The following is a 19809-nucleotide window of genomic DNA, read 5'->3' as shown; positions in this document are numbered from 1 at the left end:
TCTTACGGATTGGACAGGGCAAGGGCAAGCTTTTGAAACGCGGCCTCACCAGACAACACACCCCTCTCACCGTTGGGGATGTGTCGGAATCGTTACACACCCCGGCTCGACCAAGCTAAGCCAATACGCAACATGGGCGCGTGCCAATCAGCGGATGCGCAGTCTGGCACAGACAAACTCAACGACTCCACACACACACATGAAATTGAATATCGCAACGATCCTGTGCTCAGCGGGTCTCTGCGCCAGCGTTCAGGCCGGCGAAGTGGTCGCCAGCTCAGGTAAGAACCTGGAAGCCGCTGTGCAGAAGGAAGACACCCGCTCCATCTATGACAAGATTTGGGGCCTCGCCACCCTCTACAAGAACGAGGACAATCCCTATATCCAGGAGTTCGCGTTGCAGGGTCGTATCCAGCTCCAGTACGCCTGGGGTGATTCCGACCAGGGCGACTTCGACAGCGGCGACCGTCCGGAAGAATTGCGCTGGGGTGACATCGAAGTGCGCCGCTGGCGCCTTGGCTTCAAGTCGAAGATCCTTCGTCAGTTCAAGCTCGAAGGTCAGATCGACGTGAACCCGAACTTCGAACTGGAAGAAGGCGCGAACCCTGAGCTGGGTGACGGCTTCTACCGCGACATCTACGACCTCTTCCTCACCTGGGCTCCGAACGACAAGTTCAACCTCAGCGTCGGTAAGACGAAGGCCAAGTTCTTCACGCACGAATACTTCACCTCCTCCAAGGAAATCCTCGTATTCGAGCGCGGTCTGCTGGTGAACCAAATCCGCCCTGCGGAACTCACCGGTATCTGGGCGAACGGCAAGATCGACAACTTCGTGTATGCCATCGCCGGCTTCGCGGGTGAATACGATCCTGAGTTCGGCGGCTTCGACGGTGGTGCTGTGATCCAGGCCAGCGTGGGCTATGACCTCGCATCCGCCATCGGCACCGAGAAGGCGCTGGTGAAATTCGACTACATGTACAGCTCCTCCGAAGAGAACACCGAAGGCCCTGCCTCCTATGAGCACGCCTTCTCCCTCAACTCGAACATCGAGCAGGGCCGCTGGAGCGTCTACACCGACCTTCTTGGCGCGACCGGTCGCGGCAGCGTGGGTGATGTGTGGGGTTTCATGGTGACCCCTGCGGTCTTCATCGCAGACAGCCTGCAGCTCGTGCTGCGCTACCAGTACGCCCATGGCGACAACGACGGCCTCCGCCTTCAGAGCCGCTATGAGCGCCTTGCCTCCGACCTCACGGACGGTGGACGCGGCGAAGAGTACAACGCCGTGTACCTCGGCCTGAACTACTACCTCTACGGCCACAAGCTCAAGCTTATGACGGGCGTCGAGTACAACAACATGGACGGCGGCGGCGACGGTGGCGATTACGACGGTTGGACCGGCCTGGTCGGTCTCCGCATGTTCTTCTAAGGAACAAAACAACAATTACTGCGCTGGTTTTTGGTTGGACCAGTCGGTGGAATAACAAATACAAGGGCGTGGTGGCAACACCACGCCCTTCTTTGTTGTTGGGAGATGCTGGAGGTTAGGCGTCCCGCCTGACAGTGGTCGTCAGGCCTCCGGCCCTGACGGATGGAGTGCTGCATGAGAGAAACGCCGCGCTCCTTTGCGTGACGTCGTGCCATCCGCAGCAGAGGCAGCAGGGGCAAAGAAGCCTCCCTACGAATGACACCCCGCTCAGCCATGATTCGAGCCCACCACAGGCATGGGCGACGGTTGTTGTTCGTGGTGTATCAGGAAACATGTCACTCCTTTCGGGCACGAGGCATACCTGTTCCCTGCGGGCTGACGCATGGGTTGATCCTGCCATGCGAGGTAGCGCCACAGATGGTCAGGCGGGACGCCTAACGCCCACTGTCAGGCGAGGACGCCTAACCTCCTGGAGTTTCCACGCACGCAGTCCTCAGTCTCCGAAGTTCCTCTGCGTCTCCGTGGCTCTGTGGCTCTGTGTTGAACTCACTGCACGGAACCACACCCACTCCCTCCGTTCCCAACCCCTGCACCCACCACCCGCAGCTCCCACCGTCGCACTGCTCAACGCTCACCGTCGCACCGGCAGCTCCTACCCCTCCCGCTCCTTCAAGAACCGCACTATCTCCTCCGCGAGACCCTTCCCAATGCCGGGGACCTTGGCGACTTCTTCCACGGTGGCGCGGCGGAGTCTGGCGACGGAGCCGAACACGCGCAGGATATTCGCCTTCCTGGTCTGGCTGACGCCGGGGCAGTCATCGAGAATACTTTCCTCCACACGTCTGCGGAGCAGGAGCTGGTGGTAGCCGTTGGCCCAGCGGTGAGCTTCGTCGCGGATGCGTTGCAGGAGTTTCAACGCACCGCGGTCGTGGGGGATGCGCAGGGGTTGGTCGACGCCGGGGCGGTAGATTTCTTCTTCTTCCTTCGCGAGGCCCACGACGGGCAGCTCATGCAGGCCGAGGCGCTGGAGTTCCTCCATGGCGCTGGAGAGCTGGCCTTTCCCGCCGTCGATGATGACGAGGTCGGGCAGGCGCACGAACTTGGTCTTGGCGCTGGCGTTGCCCTTGGCGTTGGTGCTGCGGCGACTCCGCTTGCTCGCGCTCTCGGGCGCGTCCGTGGACTGAGTCGACGCAGTGGACTCGGTGGACACGTCTGAAGCCTCGTCCCCTTCGTTGTCCGTCAATGCATCTGCGTCCTCGGAAGCATCTTCCTCTTCCTGCGCGGCCACATCTTCCTCCAACCTGCGCATCGCTTCCAGCGGGTCTTCCTGACTCAAGTCCGCCTCTTCCGCGCCCATGCGCTCACGTCCTTCCAACAGAATCCGTGAATACCGCCTGCGCACCACTTCGCTCATCGCGGCGAAGTCGTTCTGCCCGCTCACGATGCGGATGCGGTAGCGGCGGTAGTTCGCATTGTCCGGCACGCCGTTCTTGAAGCGGACCATGCTGGCCACGCAGTGGGCGGTGCCGATGTTCGCAATGTCGAAGCACTCCATCACGAGCGGGGGTCGGTCGAGGCGCAGGTACTCCTGCAGCTCGGACACATCCGCCATGGGGTCGAGGGTGCTCACCACCTTGGCGCGTGCGCCGCGCTCGAAGCTGCGAGTGGGCTTGAGTGTCTTCTTGAAGTCCTCAATCATGTCGCGCAACTCCGCGGCACGCTCGAAGTCGAGTCGCTCCGCGGCCTTCTTCATTTCCTCCTCCAGCGCAGAAACGAGGTCGCGGGACTTCCCCCCGAGGAAGTCACAGGCCTGCTCCACGCGGGCGCGGTACTCCTCCGGACTCACGCGGCCAATGCACGGGGCGGCGCAGTTCTTGATGATGTCATTGCTGCAGTGCCGGTAGTCATTCTCATCCGGCGACATGGGGCGGCACACGCGCAGGCCGAACTGCTTGTTCATCCAGTTCAGCGTGGTGCGCAGCGCGCCGCTGTGGGCGAAGGGGCCAAAGTACCGCGCGCCATCGTCCTTCTTCAGCCGGGTGAGGGTGAAGCGGGGGAAGGGGTCCGCCATCTGCACCTTCACCAGCAGGAAGCGCTTGTCGTCGCGGAAGCTGATGTTGTAGCGCGGGCGGAAGTCCTTGATGAGGCGGCCTTCCAGCAGGAGCGACTCCGCCTCGTTGCGCACCAGGTGGATTTCGAAGTCCCAGATGCTGTCGATGAGCGCCTTCGTCTTCAGGTCGGCCCGGCGCACATTGGAGGGGACGAAGTAGCTACTGAGCCGCTTCCGCAGGTCGCGGGCCTTCCCCACGTAGATGGGGCGGTTCAGCCGGTCGCGCATCACGTACACGCCGGGCTGGTGCGGCACGTCGTGCAGCTTCTTCTGGAGGTCGGGCTTTTCCCGGGAGAGAGACATGGAGCGGGTGAGCGGGGGAGGGCAGCGAGCGTTCTGCGGCACGCAGAATACACTCAGAATGTACGCGTAGACAGCCCATTTCGGCACGGGTGCTGCGTGTTGAGGAAGACACGGAGATAGGGAGAGGGGGAGACTCGGAGATTGACTGCGCTGCGCCAGACGGCGCGCGGGCCCAGCTCTCCGCATCGCCCTATCTCCGTGCCTCCGTGTCTCCCCATCTTCCCCCCAAGCCCCCGGCTTTTTACATTCCTCCGAAAGGTTTGCAAAACCCCCACGAACCCCTACTTTCCCGCCCGATGCGCTCATTTCTTCTCATTGTTACCGCGGCATGGCTTGTCTTCGGCGCTGCGGCCATGATTCCGGCCCAGACTGCCCCTGCGGGCGGAGGCACCGCCGCTGCCCCCACCATCAGCGCGGCACCTCCGGGGAGCGCTCCCCAGGCTCATGCCCATGGGGATGCGAACGGCATCAGCGAGGTGAAGCGCAAGATGGGCCTGCTCTTCTGGCCCATGGTGGTGCTGTCCCTGGTGACCCTGATGCTCATCTTCTTCAACCTCTTCACCATCAGGCAGAATGCAGTGGTGAGCGATGCCTTCATGAACTCGGCGGACGCGCTCATCCGCAAGCAGGACTACCTCGGCCTGCTGGCAGTCTGCAATCGTCGCAACGAGTGCGTGGCCAAGGTGACGGCAAAGGCGCTCGACTTCGCCACGAAGAATCCCACCGCCAGCTTCGATGAAGTGCGGGAGGTGACCGAGGCCGAGGGCAGCCGCCAGGCGAGCCTCATCCTCCAGCGCATCTCCTATCTCGGGGACGTGGGCTCCATCTCTCCCATGATGGGACTGCTGGGGACGGTGTTTGGCCTCATCACTTCCTTCAACCAGATCTCCAGTACGCAATTTGCAGGGGGTCAGGCAGCCGGGGTGGCCACGGGTGTGTATGAGGCGCTGTACTGCACGGCGGCAGGCCTCATCATCGGCATTCCGGCGCTCATCATCTACGCCTTCATGCGTGGCAAAGCGCAACGTCTGGTCTCCGAGCTGGAATCCGCCAGCACGCATCTCATGGCCCTGCTCGCCGCCCAGTACAAGCGTGCCGCCCGTGCCGTGGCATCCCGCATGCCGGCCGCCTCTCACGGAGAAGCCATGTAGGAAAAAGTGAAGCAACAGCCGGCTTCACAGCTCCGCCTTTTTCCGCTATCCTTTCCTCTCCCCCATGAAGTTTCGTAATGTCAGCAAAATCGAGCCCATTCCGCTGCAGCTCGCGCCGCTGATTGACGTGCTCCTGCTCCTGCTGCTGTTCTTCATCATCACGATGAACCTCTCCCAGCGGGAGACGGAGATGGACATCAAGGTGCCCGCTGCTGAAGAAGGCAAAATCAACAACGACAAGCAGGTGGGCGAAATCGTGGTGAATGTGAAGAAGGACGGCAGCATCGTGGTGGAAGGCGCGACGATGACGGAGGAGCAACTGCTGGCCAAGCTGAAGCTCATTGCCAGCGTGCACAAGGACCAGGCGGTCATCTACCGCGGGGACAAGGGCAGCACCTACGAGCACACCATCAAAGTCATGGATGTCTGCCGAAAAGCCGGCATCTGGAACGTATCCTTTGCTACCCGACCACCTGAAGACGAGAGTGCCCCCGCGGCTCCCGCATCGGTGCCCGTACCTGCGGCACCAACGAACTGATTCGAACGCTTCATGGAATTTTCAACAAGGCTGGTGATGAACCCCAACCTCCGCCAATGGACCCTTTGCCTGGTGGCCGCACTCGGCCTTCCGGCGACCATGGCGCTGGCACAACAGCGGGCACCCCGCGCCATCCCTGTAGAGGAACCTCCGGCTCCCAGAGCCGTCCCGGTGGACGAAAATGGTGCGTCACCGGCCCCCGCACCCGTACGCGCCCAGCCGGTCGTGGACCCGAACCGGCCCGCTGGCCCGGATGAAGACCTCTTCGACTACGCCACGCTTGCCTTCACCCAGCAGGACTTCAAGATCGCGCTGAAGCCCTACGCGGACTATGTGAAGCAGTATCCCAATGGCCGCCACGTGGCCGAGGCACGGTTCCGCCTGGCGGAGTGCCTGCGCAAGACCAACCAGCGCAACGAGGCCATCGCCGCCTACAACGAGGTGATGGTGAACCATCCCAGGACGGAGAGCGGCTCCTCTGCTGCTTATCGTCTCGGTATGTATGCGTATGAAGCCCGCGAGTTTCTGAAGGCAGCGAGCTGGTTCGAAATCACCGAGCGCCTCTCCACGAATGCGGAAGTGCGCACGGCGGCCTCTTTTAACAAAGGTCTGAGCCTGAAATACTCCGGTCAGGCGGACAAGGCGCTCGCGAGCTTCAAGATTGTCGCGGCATCCAAGAATCCCAATCTGCAGAAGGAGATTGATATCTCGCTTCAAGAGGTGGCCGCCCTCGCCGTGCAGGCCGGGCGCAAGGAAGAAGCCGCCGCGGCCTACAAGCAAATCCTCGATAGCAGCAAGGACGAGAAGGCGCAGGCCGAGACCATGGTGCGCTACGGACTTCTCCTCAATGACATGAAGAAGGGCGATGAGGCGCTCAAGCAATTTGAGAAGGCACTGGCCAGCAAGGACCTCCCCTCGGAACTGAAGGCGATGGCGGTCTTTGGCACGATGCAGGCGAACTACGTCAGCGGAAATCTGGATGCGGTCATTGAGACCTACACCAAGCACTCCACCCTGCTCCTCCCGGATGAACTCCGGCCCAAGCAATTGCTCATTGTGGGCACCACCTACAAGAAGAAGCAGATGTACCGCCAGGCGGTGGAGGTCTTCCTCCTGCTGGAGAAGGATCACCCGGACACGCCGGAGTCCCTCGAAGCCGGATACCAGAAGCTGCTCTGCTTCTTCCAGCTCGATGACAAGGACCTGCCCCTCTTCACCGAACGCTTCGAGGAGCGCTATGCGCCCAAGTACGCCAAGCATGACTACCTGATGATGGCGCGCCTGATTCGCGCCGACTGGTGGTTCTCCCGCCAGGATTACCAGAAGGCGGCAGACGCCTTCGTGGGCGTGGATGTGAAGCGCGTGCCCAAGGAGGTGCGCAGCAGCGTGATCTACAAGAAGGGCTTCGCCGAGGCGGAGTCCAAGAAGAGCAATGACGCCATCAATACGCTGGGCCTTTTCCTCAACGACTACCCGAACGACCCGAATGTGCCGGTGGCTCTCGCGCAACGCGGCGTGGCCTACCAGGCGGTGGGATCGAATGAGCGGGCGCTGGCTGATTTCAATACCATCATCAAGCAGCACCCCAACAGCCCGGCGGTGGAGATGGCCCTCTTCCAGAGCGCCCGCATCAAGATGCAGACCCGCGACATCAAGGGCATGATTGCGGACTACGAAGCGCTCGTGGCCAAGTTCCCCAAATCCGGCGCGGCAGCCGAGGCCTACTACTTCATCGGACGCGGGTACTTCGACCTGAAGGAGGGCAACCTCTACGAGAAGGGCCTGGAACCACTGCGCAAGGCGATTGCCGCCAACCGGGATGAATACCTGGACAAGGCCAGCCAGCTCCTCATTGCCATCCAGGCAGCGCGTGAGGACCTCGATGGTCTGGCGAAGGAAGTGGATACCTACCTTGAATCCCGCAAGGATGCCTCCGTTTCCCCGACCATCCTGCGCACCCTCGGCCAGCGTTACTTCGAACGCGGCAACTACCGCGCCAGCGCCCGCTACCTGTACAAGGCCAGTACGCCGGATGAACCCAAGAACACGGATGCCCCCGTGTGGAACTACCTCGGCAGGGCAGAACTCAACAACGGCAAGTACGAGGACGCCGTGAAATACTTCGACAACTACCTCGCACAAACAGCGGCCGACAACGCGGGCTGGGCAGAGGCGCTGCTGTACAAGGCCTCTGCACTGCTGCAGCTCGGTCAGTTCGACCTGGCCATGCAGCACGTGGGGGAGGCTCTGCAGAAGGTGAAGGAAGGCAGGCTCAATGCCCGCCTGCAAATCCTGCGCGGCGACATCGCAGATGCCCAGGGCGATGCCTACTCCAAGAATGGCGAAGAGGAGAAGGCCAAGGCCAGCTGGAAGGACTCCGCCGGAAACTACATCGTCATCAGCCAGTTCTTCGTGGACCCCGAGATCACCCCGGAAGCCGCCTACAAAGCCGCGCGCGTGCTGGAGAAAATCGGTGAGACCGAGAAGGCCCAGGCCCTGCGCGACCAGCTCAAGGCGAAGTACCCCGACTACAAGCCGAAAGAAAACGTGGCGAAGTAGCCGGAGTGGGTGGGCAGGAATTGAACGTGGAAGAGTGAAACACGAGGGCGACCGCAGCCCACAGGTTGCAGGTTACCGCTTCGCGCAAAGGCGTCTTGCCAGGCAAGAGCGAGCATCACTGCCCCCGATGCTCTGACCTGCGCTCGGGTCGTGGAGTGATCCCACGATGAGTTGGAAACAGGTCTTTGAACGCGAACTTACCCAACGCGTTGCGGTCTCGTTGAATGGGCCGCTCCTCAGCAGGTCCCCTTCACGGAGGAGATGGCACCGCACCCCCGGCTGCCGCGCTCGTGGCTCCAATGCCAATCACGACGACCACGAACAACGTGACGGCTACGCCAAGCGCGATCGCGAGGTAGTTCATGATCAGGCCGGCGATGCCCATGCCCCGGCCCTGCATGTTGTTGCCTGAGCGACGAATCTCAGCCAGACCCATGTGTCCGCATATGACACCGGGGACGCCGAGGATGACCGCCACCGGACATCCGAGAAAAGAAATCAGGGAGATGATGCCCAGCACCATGCTGGCAACGCACATGCCGGACATGGGCATGATGCCGACGCCGACATTCTGGTAGTTGGGCGGTTGAGGATAGCCACCCGTCACCGGCACCCCTGCTGGATGAGATGACACCATCGGAGCACTGAGCGCCGCAGCTGCTGCAAAGCCAAAGACTTCAATCAAGGGCTTCCACTGCGGCATGCCATCACGCCATACCAGGTCCGAAGGCAGGAAACGACCGCCCTCCAGTCCCTGGCGAATCTCTTCTTCCGTGAACTGGCCGAACTGCTGGCCATCTCTGCCGACGTGGTACTGCATGGAAAACGCGCGCGGGTGACTTACTCGTCTCGTTTCTCCAGCATGACACTGCCGTCATGGCGACCCACGATTCTTTCCCCTCGCCGGGACTCTGCGCGGCTCACCAGGATTTCCGTTTCCGCCAGTGCCGTGTCGTTCTTCCCTTCACCAAGGTATTCAAACCCAGGCTCACCGACCCAGCCGGGCGGCTTGAGGGAGTCCAGCTCTTTCATGATTTCCGGAGTCAGAATGCCCTGCCCGACCAGCTCCTCCAAAGTCGCAGGATACTTCCCGCCATTATCCGCAGCGTAGATCTGACAGGCCACCTGCGCCTGTCTGGCAAGGCTGATCTGCTTCGTGATGATTCCCTTCTCCTGAATCTTCGCGAACACAGGAATAGCCATGGAAGCGGTAATCGCGATGCCAAAGATGGCGGTGACAATGGACACATAACCCAGAATCAGTCCGGTCACGGCCATGCCCTTGCGGGGGGAAATGCCCCCGGCCTTGTTGATCCGCGAAAGGGCCATGTGCCCGGTGATGATGGCGGTCAGTGTGGCAATGCCACCAAGGCCGCAGAGCACAATCGACGTGATGCCGGATATCAACGAGGTCAGAGCCAGCCCCGAGGCGGGCGCAGCACCCGCCGGCAGCGTATTGTTGCCGGTAGCAGAAGCAGCGCGGATCGCGGGCGCTCCTGAACTCGAGCCCGACTTCACCAGGGACGGCCCCGTTGCGGGAGTCTTCAACACTTCGCCCAGCGGTGTCCACTGCGCCATGCCATCGCGCCACACCAAATCGGTGGCGAGGAAATGTCCCTCAGCGAAGCCAGCCCTCAGATCCGCCTCTGATACTTTCCCCAGCTGATGGCCATTTCGCGAGACGTGGTACTGCATCGCGCGAGGCTAGGTTTTTACGACATGGAGGTCAAGTAAAGAACGGACTGCTTCGTACGGCGAAAGACTACACGCATGCACCGCGGCGACTCCTGCTGAGCACCAGCGTCATGGCCGGGCTCCTCTCCATTACCTGTCCCTCCTTGTTCCCATCTCCTCACTCTCCGTTCCTCTTGTGCCAACGCTCAGCGAGGATTCAAGGGAGCCTGCTGACCTGCGCTCATCTTGGGAAATCAGTTGAGCGCAAGACTCCCGATGAAAGGACCGTTGTGGATTTCCAATTTTTTTCATCTCCATTCATGCACCTCATCCGCGTCGCCTCACTGGCCCTTTGTCTCACCTCCTCCCACTTGTTCGCTGCTCCGCAGGATGACCAGTATGTGCTGACGCCGGATTCCCTTCCCAAGGAAGGCGTGCCCCACGGCAAGGTGGTGGCCATGGAACCGTGGCAGTCAAAAATCTACGAGGGCACGGTGCGCGACTGGTGGATCTATGTGCCCGCCCAGTATGATGGCAGCAATCCCGCTGCGGTGATGGTGTTTCAAGATGGTGGCAAGGCGAAGCCGGAGGACCCCAAGTTTGCCGGCCCGCACAATGCCATCTGGGCATTCGACAATCTCATCCATTCGAAACAGATGCCGGTGACTATCGGCATCTTCATCAGCCCCGGAAGCTTTCCCACGCAGCTGGACAATGGGAAGCCGCGCAGCAATCGCAGCTTTGAGTATGATACACCCGATGGCACCTACGCCAGATTCCTGCTTGAGGAGATCCTTCCCGAGGTCGCGAAGAAGTACAAGCTGACGGACAAGGCGGAAGAGCGTGCCATCTGCGGGAACAGCAGCGGCGGCATCTGCGCCTTCACGGTGGCATGGGAAAGGCCCGAGGCCTTCAGCAAGGTGGTGAGCCACATCGGCAGCTTCACCAACATCCGCGGCGGATACATCTACCCGGCTCTCATTCGCAAAACCGCACTCAAGGTTTCCGGTGGCACCTACACGACCCCTGAGCAGAAGGCCCTGCTGGAAAAGCGCCGCGCCATCCGTGTGTTCCTGCAGGATGGGAAGAACGACCTCGACAACCAGTTTGGCAACTGGCCGCTGGCAAACCAGGACATGGCTGCGGCATTGAAGTTCGCAGGCTGGGACTACATGTTCGAACTCGGCGAAGGCACGCACAATGGCAAGCATGGTGCGATGCTCCTGCCGGAAACGCTGCGCTGGATCTGGCGCGATGCGGCGAAGTAGTCTCTGCTCTTCCTGGCGCTACGCGGCTCTCTGCCGCTGATCCTCACGAGCTCCACGACGTGGCACCGTGCGCTTCAGCGGCTCTGCATCAATCAAGCCGGGAGGTCCGAGGCAGACGAAGCGCCGGCGGAAATGCTCCACCCGGCAGACACTGAGGCCAGTTGCCTGCGCCACCTGCTTCCAGGTGAGTCCATGGGAAATCAACAGCATCGCACGCGCCTGCGGCACGACCTTTTGCATTCCCTGCGCGCCGGTGGCCAGGCGTTCCAGTTGTGGTCGGTAGCGATCGATGAGTAGATTGAAGGTGGGGGTCTTACGAGACATGAATTCGGGGGGATTTTTGCAAACAAGGAGCCTGCACGATCCGCGCCAGCGCACGGATCATTCCTTATCGTCGCGTGTCGGATTGTATGCTGCATGCGCACGTTTGTGTCATTTGCGTCAGCAAGGACGTGCGGTGCCCCATGCCGGGAAGCCGTGGCGCAGGCGCAGGCTCCCCAAGGAAGCGCGCCGCCATCCGGGTAGCTGGTCATTTCCCAAACAGGCGATTCCGTCCCCCACTACGAAACATTCCCATCGCACGACTCGTTGCCCTGTCCCATCACTCCACCATGCGTCCGTCATTGCTCACTTCGTTTTTCGCACTCGTCCTTTGCGTCAGCGCGTCCGCCATGGACGACTACAAGCTGGGTCCCCTCTCCCAGGAAAATCCCTCTGTGCCCAAGGGCAAGGTGATTGCCATGACACCCATCGCAGACTCGAAGGTTTTCCCGGGCACCACGCGCGACTGGTGGATCTATGTTCCCGCGCAATACACGCCCGAGAAACCTGCAAACCTCATGGTGTTTCAGGACGGACATGACTACGTGAAGACCACCGGGAACTGGCGCGTGCCGGTTGTGTTCGACAACCTCATCGCCAGCGGAGACATGCCGGTGACGATTGGTGTCTTCATCAATCCAGGACACAACGGAAGCTACAAACCTGAGAATGCCTGGCGCGTGAGTAATCGCGGCAAGGAGTACAACACGCTGGGGAATGCCTACACGCGCTTCCTGCTGGAGGAAGTGCTGCCCCAGGTGCAGAAGGATTACAAGCTCACGGAGAATCCGGAAGGCTGGGCCATCGGCGGCGCGAGCAGCGGCGCCATCTGTGCCTTCACGGTGGCGTGGGAACGGCCGGACAAGTTCCGCAAAGTCTTCTCCACCATCGGCAGCTACGTGGATCTCGCAGGTGGCCACGCGTATCCCTACCTCATTCGCGTGCATGAGCGGAAGCCCATCCGCATCTACCTGCAGGACGGTGAGAACGATCTCGACAATCCCTACGGCAACTGGCCACTGGCAAACAAGATGATGTATGCCGCGCTCACGTACATGAAGTACGACGTGAAGTTTGAGCTCGGCGATGGCCAGCACAATTCAAAGCACGGCGGCGCCATCTTTCCCGAGGCCATGAAGTGGCTGTGGGGAGATGCGAGGAAGTAGACATCCAGCAAGTCTCCATGCTCTCAAGGATCGCCTTCCCACCGTTTGCATTGCAGGCAGTGCTGCTTGTGTTGGGGGTGGTCTTCTCTGTGCGAGACGCCTGGTTCGCATCTCCAGATCATGTGCCCATGAATGACGAAGGCTGGGAAGCCCTGGGCTGTTTCGTGCTGGGTTTGGTCGGGTTCATCCTCTTCATTCCTCTGCACTGGGTAGTTCTGGCACTTGCCAGCAAGCTTCGCTTTCCCGCTTCAGGTCTGCATTTCGTTTTCGCCGGCATCGGAGCGATGCTCTATCTCGTTCCAAGCAATTTGGCATACGTGCTTTCTCTCCTCATGATGCCAACCTTTTCCTTTCTGGCATTGATGACCTGGGGAGCGGAAGCATGGATTCGCCGACAGGAGACCAGAGAACAACAGGCCACAGATGCCTTTGTGCTCGCCAGAAAAGAGATGTTAAAGCAACCCACGAAATCATGAGATCGATCATCGCCCTCCTCGCCCTCGCCATTGTCGGGAACGTCACCGCTCAAGACACCTCCACGCATGCCATCCTCATCGAGGGTGAAGATTGGAAAGAAGCCGTGACCGGCCAAACCTTCACCGATGGTCTCTGTGCCACGGAAGACGGCAGTCTTCTCTTCACGGATGTGCGTGTGGGCAAGGGCATCTACAAGCTGGGACTCGACGGCAAGGTGACGCTCATGATCGATGAGCAACCCGGCATCAGCGGCCTCGCACTCGGCCCAGATGGACGCATCTACGCCTGCCAGAACAAGGCCTCGCGCGTGGTCGTCTTTGAGAAAGACGGCACGGTGAAGGAACTCATGAAGGACGTGAAGCCGAATGACCTCATCGTCACCAAGAAGGGCTTTGTGTACTTCACCGAGACTGGCACGAAGCGCATTCACGGCATCGCACCGGATGGGAAGACCTTTGTGGCAGATGAAGGCCATGTGCTGCGGCCGAATGGCATCACCTTGTCAGCAGACCAGACCACACTCGCCGTCTCCGAGCACGGCGGCAAGAACGTGTGGAGCTGGCAGATTCAGCCTGATGGGAAACTCGTGGGTGGCGCACCCAACATGACGATGCAGGTCTCCCCCAACAACGCCAAAGGTGAAGCACTGGGCGATGGCAGCACCACGGACGCAGCTGGCCGCTACTATGTGACCTCGGAACTGGGCATCCAGGTGTTCGACGCCACGGGGCGCCACTCGGGAACTGTCGCCCTCCCCTTCCAGGGCGCCAAGATAGTGAGCGTGGAATTCGCTGGCCCCAATCATGAGTGGCTCTTCGTCTGCGCCGGAGATCGCATCTTCAAGCGCAAGACGCAGACCCAGGGCGCGTGGCAGAAGCCGGTGCAGCAGTAAGCAGTTCGACGGTGGGACGGTAGGACAGTGCGGCGCTCTGGCGTGCTCAAGAGCTCAATGAAATTCATAGGGCCTTCGTGAGGTAGGACGCTCAGTGGCACCTCTCCCTGCGCGACTTTTTCACCGTGGCACAGTCGCACCGTCCTACCATCGCACCGCTCACCGTCGCACTGGAATTCCCTGCTTCGATTGCGAAAATCCCTGCTTGCGTATTGGGGGGGATGTGGTGTTATCCGTTCCATGAAGCTCCCCCTGCTTCGCTCTCCACTCCCTCTCCGCCACGCCATCCCGCTCATCGTTCTGGCGTTTGGTCTTCTATGGACGGGCATCAGTACATGGCTGCACCTTCAAAGTGAGCTGGCAGAGGCCGAGGAGCGCGTCATGCACGACGCCTCCGCCGTGGCCTCCGTACTGGCGGACGCCTCTGTTCTGAAACTTCCTGATCATCAGGAGATGAACCGCCGAATCGCGAACAGCTTCAAAGCCGTTCGCTGGGCGGTGTTCGTTGACGAGAATGGCTCCCTGGTCTGCAGCACCAATCCTGAATGGACAAACAAGCCCTATCGCCAGGTGCTTCCAGATGGCGCGATTGCCTTGATGGAGAAAGCCCTGCAAGATGGGAATCCCCACCACTCCAACGGGGATGGCTCCCATGTGTGGGCGGTGCAGCCCGTGCCTGCCGGGAACGAAGAGGGCCACCATCGCGCCGCTATCGTGCAGCACGATCTGACTGCGTCCCTCAAGCATGAACGGGACCTGGTGTTCGAGCACGCCCTGCTTACCGGCGCGGTGCAGGTGGTGGGCTGTGGCATCCTGTGGTGGCTCTTGAGTCGATTCCTGCGGAGCCGCATGAACCACCTGTTTCAGACTGATGACACCACCCTGCTCCAGGCGGTCGGAGCAAAACCTGCCTTCAACAGCAAGACAGACGAGTTCTCGGAAATCTTCCGTGTGCTCAAGGAAAGCGGCAATCGCCTCGACCAGATTGCAGACAACATCGAGGACGTGTTTTTCCTCACGACGCCGGACAAGAAGGTGGTCTACGTGAGTCCGGCTTACGCCCGGCTCTTTGGCAGGGACCCGGCGGAACTCATGCGGGACTCGTATGAGGCATGGAAGCGCTCCGTACTTGAAGAGTACCACGATACCCTGTGGCATGTCTCCGATCCCCTGCTGGAGGGTGCGCCGGAGGTGCAGTGCGAGTTCCGCATCCGGCGGGCCGATGGCAAAATCCGCTGGGTAGAGCTTCGTATGTTTCCCGTTCGAGATGAACGCGGTGGGCTCACCAAAATGGCTGGCCTTTCACGGGATGTGACGGAGCGCAAAGAGCTGGAGCAGGAGATTCTGAACATCAGCGAACGCGAGCGCCGCCGCATCGGGAACGACATTCACGATGACCTCTGTCAGCGGCTCGCCGCCATCAAGTTCAAGTCTGAGTTCATTGCCAACCACTTGAAGAACAATGAGTCGCCGCTGGCCGCGCAAGCCTCGGAAATCTGTTTTTTGATGAGTGAATCCACCAAGCTCTGTCGGGGAATTGCCCGAGGCCTTTCCCCCGTGGACCTGATTGGGGAAGGATTTATGGTGGGCATGAACAAGCTGGTCAAAGCCACAGAATCGCTTTATGATATTCCGTGCTTCTTTTATTGTCCGAATTCAGTGATGGTGGAAAGCCCGAGTGCAGCCGTGCATCTTTATCGTATCAGCCAGGAGTTTTTGAACAATGCCGTGCGACACGGAAATCCGACCAGCATTGAGGTCCGGCTTGAGATGAACGCAGAATTCGTCCGCATCGAAGTGACCAACGATGGGAAATCTTTTCAGGGGCCAGGCCCTAATAATCAGGGGATGGGCCTTAAAATTCAGAAGTACAGGGCGGCAGCGATCGGCGCCATGATCCAGATCCAGCCCCGCAGCGATGGTGTTGACGGCACTGTGGCCACCTGCATCGCTCCCCACTCCAGTTGCAACCCTGACACTCCCTCCACGCCATGAGCACCACAGACGCCAACCAGACAACCCAGAAACGCCGAATCGCCATGGTGGATGACCACACCATGCTGCGCGAAGGCCTGCAGCAACTCGTTGACAGCCAGCCTGACCTCGTGTGTTGCAGCACCGCTTCCAATACCCAGGACGCCCTCCGTGCGCTGGAGAAGGACAAGCCGGATCTGCTGGCCGTGGATATCTCGATGCCCGGCCGCAACGGTTTAGAACTCATCAAGGACGCGCTCACGCTCTACCCTGACCTGGCCATCCTCGTGATCTCCATGCATGACGAGGGCTTCTACGCCCAGCGCGTGCTCAAGGCCGGTGCCCGTGGCTATGTGATGAAGGATGCGGACGGCGCCACCCTGCTGCACGCCATGCGCACCGTGCTCAATGGCGGCCGCTACCTGAGCCCCGCGATGAGTGAGTACGTGATGGACGCCTTCTCCGGCAAATCCTCCGGGCGCTCCGCCGATGGCGTGCAAGGCCTGAGCGACCGCGAATTCGAAGTCTTCCAACTCCTCGGTGAAGGCAAGAGCACCGAAGGCATCGCCGAAGCACTGAACATCAGCCCGAAGACCGTGGAAGTGCACCGCGCCCACATCCGCGACCGCCTGAAGCTGGAAAACGGTGCCGCCGTGGTCCGCTACGCCGTGCGCTGGGTGGAGAATCAGAAGCTCGGCGTGCCGATGTGAGGCCGCCCAACTCCTGCATCCGGCACGTAGCAGGAAGTAAGTAGTAGTTAGTAAGTAGAAGGTCTGCCCGTGCGGACGACAGTCAGAACTACTCACTGCCTACTACTTACCAAATACTAGTGTCCTGTCAGACTATTGACTTACAGAAGTTGGCCGTGTTTTCGAGGATTCTGTCTGCCCCTGCCGTCCAAACAAAGGGCTTAGGCTGGGCATTGTGTTCATCCAGGTAGCTTTGGATGGCGGCAACGAGCTTTTGCACACTGAGGAAGTTGCCGCGTCGAATCGCTTCGTTGGTAATCAGGGCGAAGAAGCGTTCGACTTGGTTGAGCCAGGACGCGTGCGTAGGCGTGAAGTGAAGATGCCAATGCGGTCGTTTGATGAGCCACTTCATGACACTGGCCGATTTGTGGGTTGCGTAGTTATCCAAAATCAGGTGCACCTCCTTGCCTGCGCAGACCTCTGCGGCGACATGATTTTCGATGTTGATAAGGAAGGCCATAAACTCTTTGGCCCGGTGTCTTGGGTAGCATTTTGCAATCACCTTGCCGCTCTTTACATCCAGTGCAGCGAATAGCGACGTGGTACCATGGCGGTAATACTCCGGGGTGTGCCCTTCGGGTTTGCCTGGGCGCATGGGCAACACAGGCTGGGAACGTTCAAGAGCTTGAATCTGGCTCTTCTCATCAACACAGAGCACCAGAGCGTTTTCCGGAGGGCTCATGTAGAGCCCGACCACATCCCGGACTTTGTCAACGTAGTGGGGATCGGTGGAAATCTGGAAGGAATCGGCCCGGTGGGGTTTGAGTCCAAAAGCTCTCCAGATGCGTGAGACACTGTCATGGGAAATGCCCATCTTGCCTGCCATCTTACGAGTGCTCCAATGCGTGGCCCCCTTGGGTTTGGTGTGGAGCGTTTTTGCAATCAACGCCTCGACTTTATCATCCCCAATCTTGCGCGGAGGTCCACTGCGCGGCAGATCACTGATACCTTCCAAGCGCACCTGGTCAAAGCGTGAGCGCAAGGTGCCCACAGTCGCAGGACAAAACCCAACACGCCGTGCGATGGCCTTGTTGGCAAGCCCTTCGGCCATCAGCAAAATGGACTTGGCACGTTTGACCTCGGTGATAGGGGCACTCCGCTTGCGGCAAAGAAGCTCAAGAAAATCTCTCTCGCTGTCCGAAAGTACGATGTGGATGACAGGACGTCCCGTTCTAGCCATGCCAGAACATACGCCCATCGCCACTTATTCAAAACACTAATCTGACAGGACACTAGAGCGGTTTAAGTTACAGTGTAGCCATTTTCGTCTTGGGGCGCGCCACCCCAACCGCGACCAGCGCTCGCAGCCACAACCACGGCCTGAACCATCCGCCACGGCAGTAAGTCTTGGTACTGCTGCGGCTGCGACTGCTGGTCGCGGTGCGGCAAGTCACCCCTGATCGAAGGCCACGATTTTGTTTAAACCGCCCTAAGGTCTCGCGCTCCCCGCCCGGCTCTCCACCCACTCTGTCGCGTCCTTCAGCACCTGTTGGCGCTGTGTGTCGTGCAGGAGCAGATGGTAGGACTCTAGATACCAGTGGATGGTCTTGTCATGGCTGCCAAGAATCTCGAAGAAGGCGCGAATCTGCTCTTCACTCGCGATCACGTCATTCGGACTGGCAAGCATGAGCACGGGCACCTGCACCTGGGGTGCGGCAGCGGGCACGGTGCGCATCATGAGATCGACTTCCCCCAGAAGCCGCAGGCTGAAGTGGGACACGTAGTGCGAGGTGATGGCCATCTGCGCGCCATGCGTGGTGTCGTGCGTCACGCGAATGTCCTTGTCATTGACACCGCCGAGTCTCTCCAGATTCACGCGGATGAACGGCATGGTGGCAATGGCGGTATTCAGCATGGTGGCTCGCAGCCCCTTGGGCCGCAGCCGCAGACCAGCAGCAGGCGAGGACATCACAATGCCAGCGGGCCACTGGCTTGAATCCGGCATCTGGCTGGTGATGGCGTGCAGGGCGATGAGCGTGCCCAGACTTTCCGAGTACCAGAACACGGGCACTCCGGGATACCGCTCCCTCACCAGTTGGTGGAAGGTCACGAGGTCCTTTTGCCACACCTTCGCGCTGGAGACATTTCCCCGGTCGCGCTTCACCGGGTCATTCCCCTGGCCGCGCAATTGCATGCCACACACAGCCACGTTGCGACGCGGCCACTCGTCCTCCAGCATCCAGAAGTCCATGGCGGCCCCGCTGAGACCATGCACGGTAATGACCACGGCCTTGGGCTTCTTCTGCCCCTGGACGGGTTTGTCACTCCACGGCATGACCTTGCCGTCGTAGCTCTGCCAGGTGTCCTTTCCGAGAGAGGGTTTCACAGTTTTTTTCGAAGTGGCCATGGCACAACTGCACAGGGCCATGCACGCGGCGAGGGTCAGCGCCGCAAGGAGACGCGGGAAGCAGTGGGCGACATCGGCTGTCCTACGTGAGACCAAGCGCATGCTTCAGGGAGGATTCGATGAACCGCTTCTGCACCGCGATGCGCTCCACGATGCAGAACTCGGAGGGGGACTCAAACGTGAGGGTGATTGGGGCACCGTGTAAGTGCAACACAATCGCCTCAGGCTGGCCAGTCATTTCCGGTATCACCTTTCGCCGGATGAGCCCGGCCTTGGCCGCCCGACCATCAATACGCTTCCGGCAGTCTTTGGGGATCAACACGGAGGTGTCCGCGAGGATGCGCTCTCCCAGAATGTGTTTGCTGCCGTTGAGTTCGTAGAGATAGCATCCCTGTCCATCGTAGTCCTCATGCAGGCAGAGTCCGATGGCAAGCTTCCGGCCCTTGATGACCTTGCGCCAGGAGGCGACGACTGGCTCGGAGGGGTGGTTGAAGTTCCGGTTGAGGTCCATGCCCGCATAGTCCGCCCGCGTGTTCAGGATGAGTCCGGTGGGGTTCAGCACCGGAAAGATGAGGAAGGGATGCCTGCGCAGCAGGTCCACATGTGCCTCTGCCCACTCCAGCAGTCCCCACGGTGGCGCTGACTCATCGCCATGCACCCCGGCGGAGATGTAAATCCACGGCTCACCCTGCGCCGCGAGCTCACGCGCGGTTTCGATGAAGTAGATGTGCTCCTCCGCCGAGCACGCAAAGGGCTGCAGCTTCAGCTTCGCGTCTTTGCAGAAAGCCTTCCATCGCTTCACCAGAAGGCGGTAGTCGTGAGAGCGATGGTCGTAGGGATTGGAGGAGGCCATG

The 19809-nt window shown here is 60.2% G+C and carries 17 protein-coding genes; 10 read left to right on the top strand and 7 right to left on the bottom strand.

The window, feature by feature from the left end; translation table 11 throughout:
- The first annotated feature begins 199 nt into the window (after positions 1 to 199).
- Complete coding sequence (locus tag DES53_RS00115) at positions 200 to 1426, top strand: porin (protein WP_170156747.1); 1227 nt, start codon at positions 200 to 202, stop codon at positions 1424 to 1426.
- A gap of 652 nt (positions 1427 to 2078) precedes the next feature.
- Here the strand turns inward: DES53_RS00115 and DES53_RS00110 are convergent.
- A complete protein-coding gene (locus DES53_RS00110) occupies positions 2079 to 3839 on the bottom strand; it encodes a UvrB/UvrC motif-containing protein (protein WP_113957134.1) in 1761 nt (586 codons plus the stop codon).
- Positions 3840 to 4135: 296 nt separating this feature from the next.
- Here DES53_RS00110 and DES53_RS00105 point away from each other — a divergent pair, with 296 nt between their 5' ends.
- The 3 genes from DES53_RS00105 to DES53_RS00095 all read left to right on the top strand — a co-directional run bounded on the left by DES53_RS00105 (position 4136) and on the right by DES53_RS00095 (position 8087).
- Positions 4136 to 4990, top strand: a complete 855-nt coding sequence (locus DES53_RS00105) for a MotA/TolQ/ExbB proton channel family protein (RefSeq protein ID WP_113956179.1) — start codon at positions 4136 to 4138, stop codon at positions 4988 to 4990.
- Positions 4991 to 5054: 64 nt separating this feature from the next.
- Entirely contained in the window at positions 5055 to 5528 is a 474-nt protein-coding gene (locus DES53_RS00100) for an ExbD/TolR family protein (RefSeq protein WP_113956178.1), read from the top strand.
- 12 nt (positions 5529 to 5540) lie between these two features.
- Positions 5541 to 8087 carry a tetratricopeptide repeat protein gene (locus DES53_RS00095; RefSeq protein ID WP_113956177.1) on the top strand — a complete coding sequence of 849 codons (2547 nt, stop codon included), beginning with the start codon at positions 5541 to 5543 and terminating at the stop codon, positions 8085 to 8087.
- A gap of 250 nt (positions 8088 to 8337) precedes the next feature.
- Here DES53_RS00095 and DES53_RS00090 read toward each other — a convergent pair whose 3' ends face one another.
- Entirely contained in the window at positions 8338 to 8907 is a 570-nt protein-coding gene (locus DES53_RS00090; RefSeq protein WP_113956176.1) for a DUF4190 domain-containing protein, read from the bottom strand.
- 20 nt (positions 8908 to 8927) lie between these two features.
- On the bottom strand, positions 8928 to 9782 hold the full coding sequence (locus tag DES53_RS00085) for a GYF domain-containing protein (protein WP_113956175.1): 855 nt from the start codon (positions 9780 to 9782) through the stop codon (positions 8928 to 8930).
- 299 nt (positions 9783 to 10081) lie between these two features.
- On the opposite strand from DES53_RS00085, the gene DES53_RS00080 reads away from it, so the two are divergent.
- Entirely contained in the window at positions 10082 to 11029 is a 948-nt protein-coding gene (locus DES53_RS00080) for an alpha/beta hydrolase (protein ID WP_113956174.1), read from the top strand.
- A gap of 18 nt (positions 11030 to 11047) precedes the next feature.
- Here DES53_RS00080 and DES53_RS00075 read toward each other — a convergent pair whose 3' ends face one another.
- Complete coding sequence (locus tag DES53_RS00075) at positions 11048 to 11353, bottom strand: helix-turn-helix domain-containing protein (protein ID WP_113956173.1); 306 nt, start codon at positions 11351 to 11353, stop codon at positions 11048 to 11050.
- A gap of 287 nt (positions 11354 to 11640) precedes the next feature.
- Between DES53_RS00075 and DES53_RS00070 the strand changes: the two genes are divergently transcribed.
- The 5 genes from DES53_RS00070 to DES53_RS00055 all read left to right on the top strand — a co-directional run bounded on the left by DES53_RS00070 (position 11641) and on the right by DES53_RS00055 (position 16569).
- On the top strand, positions 11641 to 12516 hold the full coding sequence (locus DES53_RS00070) for an alpha/beta hydrolase (protein ID WP_113956172.1): 876 nt from the start codon (positions 11641 to 11643) through the stop codon (positions 12514 to 12516).
- Between the two features lie 128 nt (positions 12517 to 12644).
- Entirely contained in the window at positions 12645 to 12992 is a 348-nt protein-coding gene (locus DES53_RS32335) for a hypothetical protein (protein WP_147263099.1), read from the top strand.
- Complete coding sequence (locus DES53_RS00065) at positions 12989 to 13885, top strand: SMP-30/gluconolactonase/LRE family protein (protein ID WP_170156746.1); 897 nt, start codon at positions 12989 to 12991, stop codon at positions 13883 to 13885. Before DES53_RS32335 ends, DES53_RS00065 begins: the two co-directional genes overlap by 4 nt.
- 240 nt (positions 13886 to 14125) lie before the next feature.
- Positions 14126 to 15880, top strand: coding sequence for a PAS domain-containing sensor histidine kinase (locus DES53_RS00060; protein WP_113956170.1), 1755 nt, complete (start codon positions 14126 to 14128; stop codon positions 15878 to 15880).
- Positions 15877 to 16569, top strand: coding sequence for a response regulator (locus tag DES53_RS00055; protein ID WP_113956169.1), 693 nt, complete (start codon positions 15877 to 15879; stop codon positions 16567 to 16569). The genes DES53_RS00060 and DES53_RS00055 overlap by 4 nt, the downstream gene beginning before the upstream one ends.
- A 127-nt stretch (positions 16570 to 16696) precedes the next feature.
- On the opposite strand, the gene DES53_RS00050 is transcribed toward DES53_RS00055, so the two are convergent.
- The 3 genes from DES53_RS00050 to DES53_RS00040 form a co-directional block, all read right to left on the bottom strand.
- Positions 16697 to 17788, bottom strand: coding sequence for an IS630 family transposase (locus tag DES53_RS00050; protein ID WP_113956168.1), 1092 nt, complete (start codon positions 17786 to 17788; stop codon positions 16697 to 16699).
- A 249-nt stretch (positions 17789 to 18037) separates the two neighbouring features.
- Positions 18038 to 18955, bottom strand: a complete 918-nt coding sequence (locus tag DES53_RS00045) for a serine aminopeptidase domain-containing protein (RefSeq protein ID WP_170156745.1) — start codon at positions 18953 to 18955, stop codon at positions 18038 to 18040.
- An 82-nt stretch (positions 18956 to 19037) separates the two neighbouring features.
- Positions 19038 to 19808, bottom strand: a complete 771-nt coding sequence (locus tag DES53_RS00040) for a M14 family metallopeptidase (RefSeq protein ID WP_113956166.1) — start codon at positions 19806 to 19808, stop codon at positions 19038 to 19040.
- Position 19809 lies beyond the last annotated feature (1 nt).

The organism is Roseimicrobium gellanilyticum, assembly GCF_003315205.1.
GTDB classification, from domain to species: Bacteria; Verrucomicrobiota; Verrucomicrobiia; order Verrucomicrobiales; family Verrucomicrobiaceae; genus Roseimicrobium; species Roseimicrobium gellanilyticum.
Note: the sequence above shows the minus strand (reverse complement) of the source record. Positions and strands in the feature narration are given on the sequence as shown.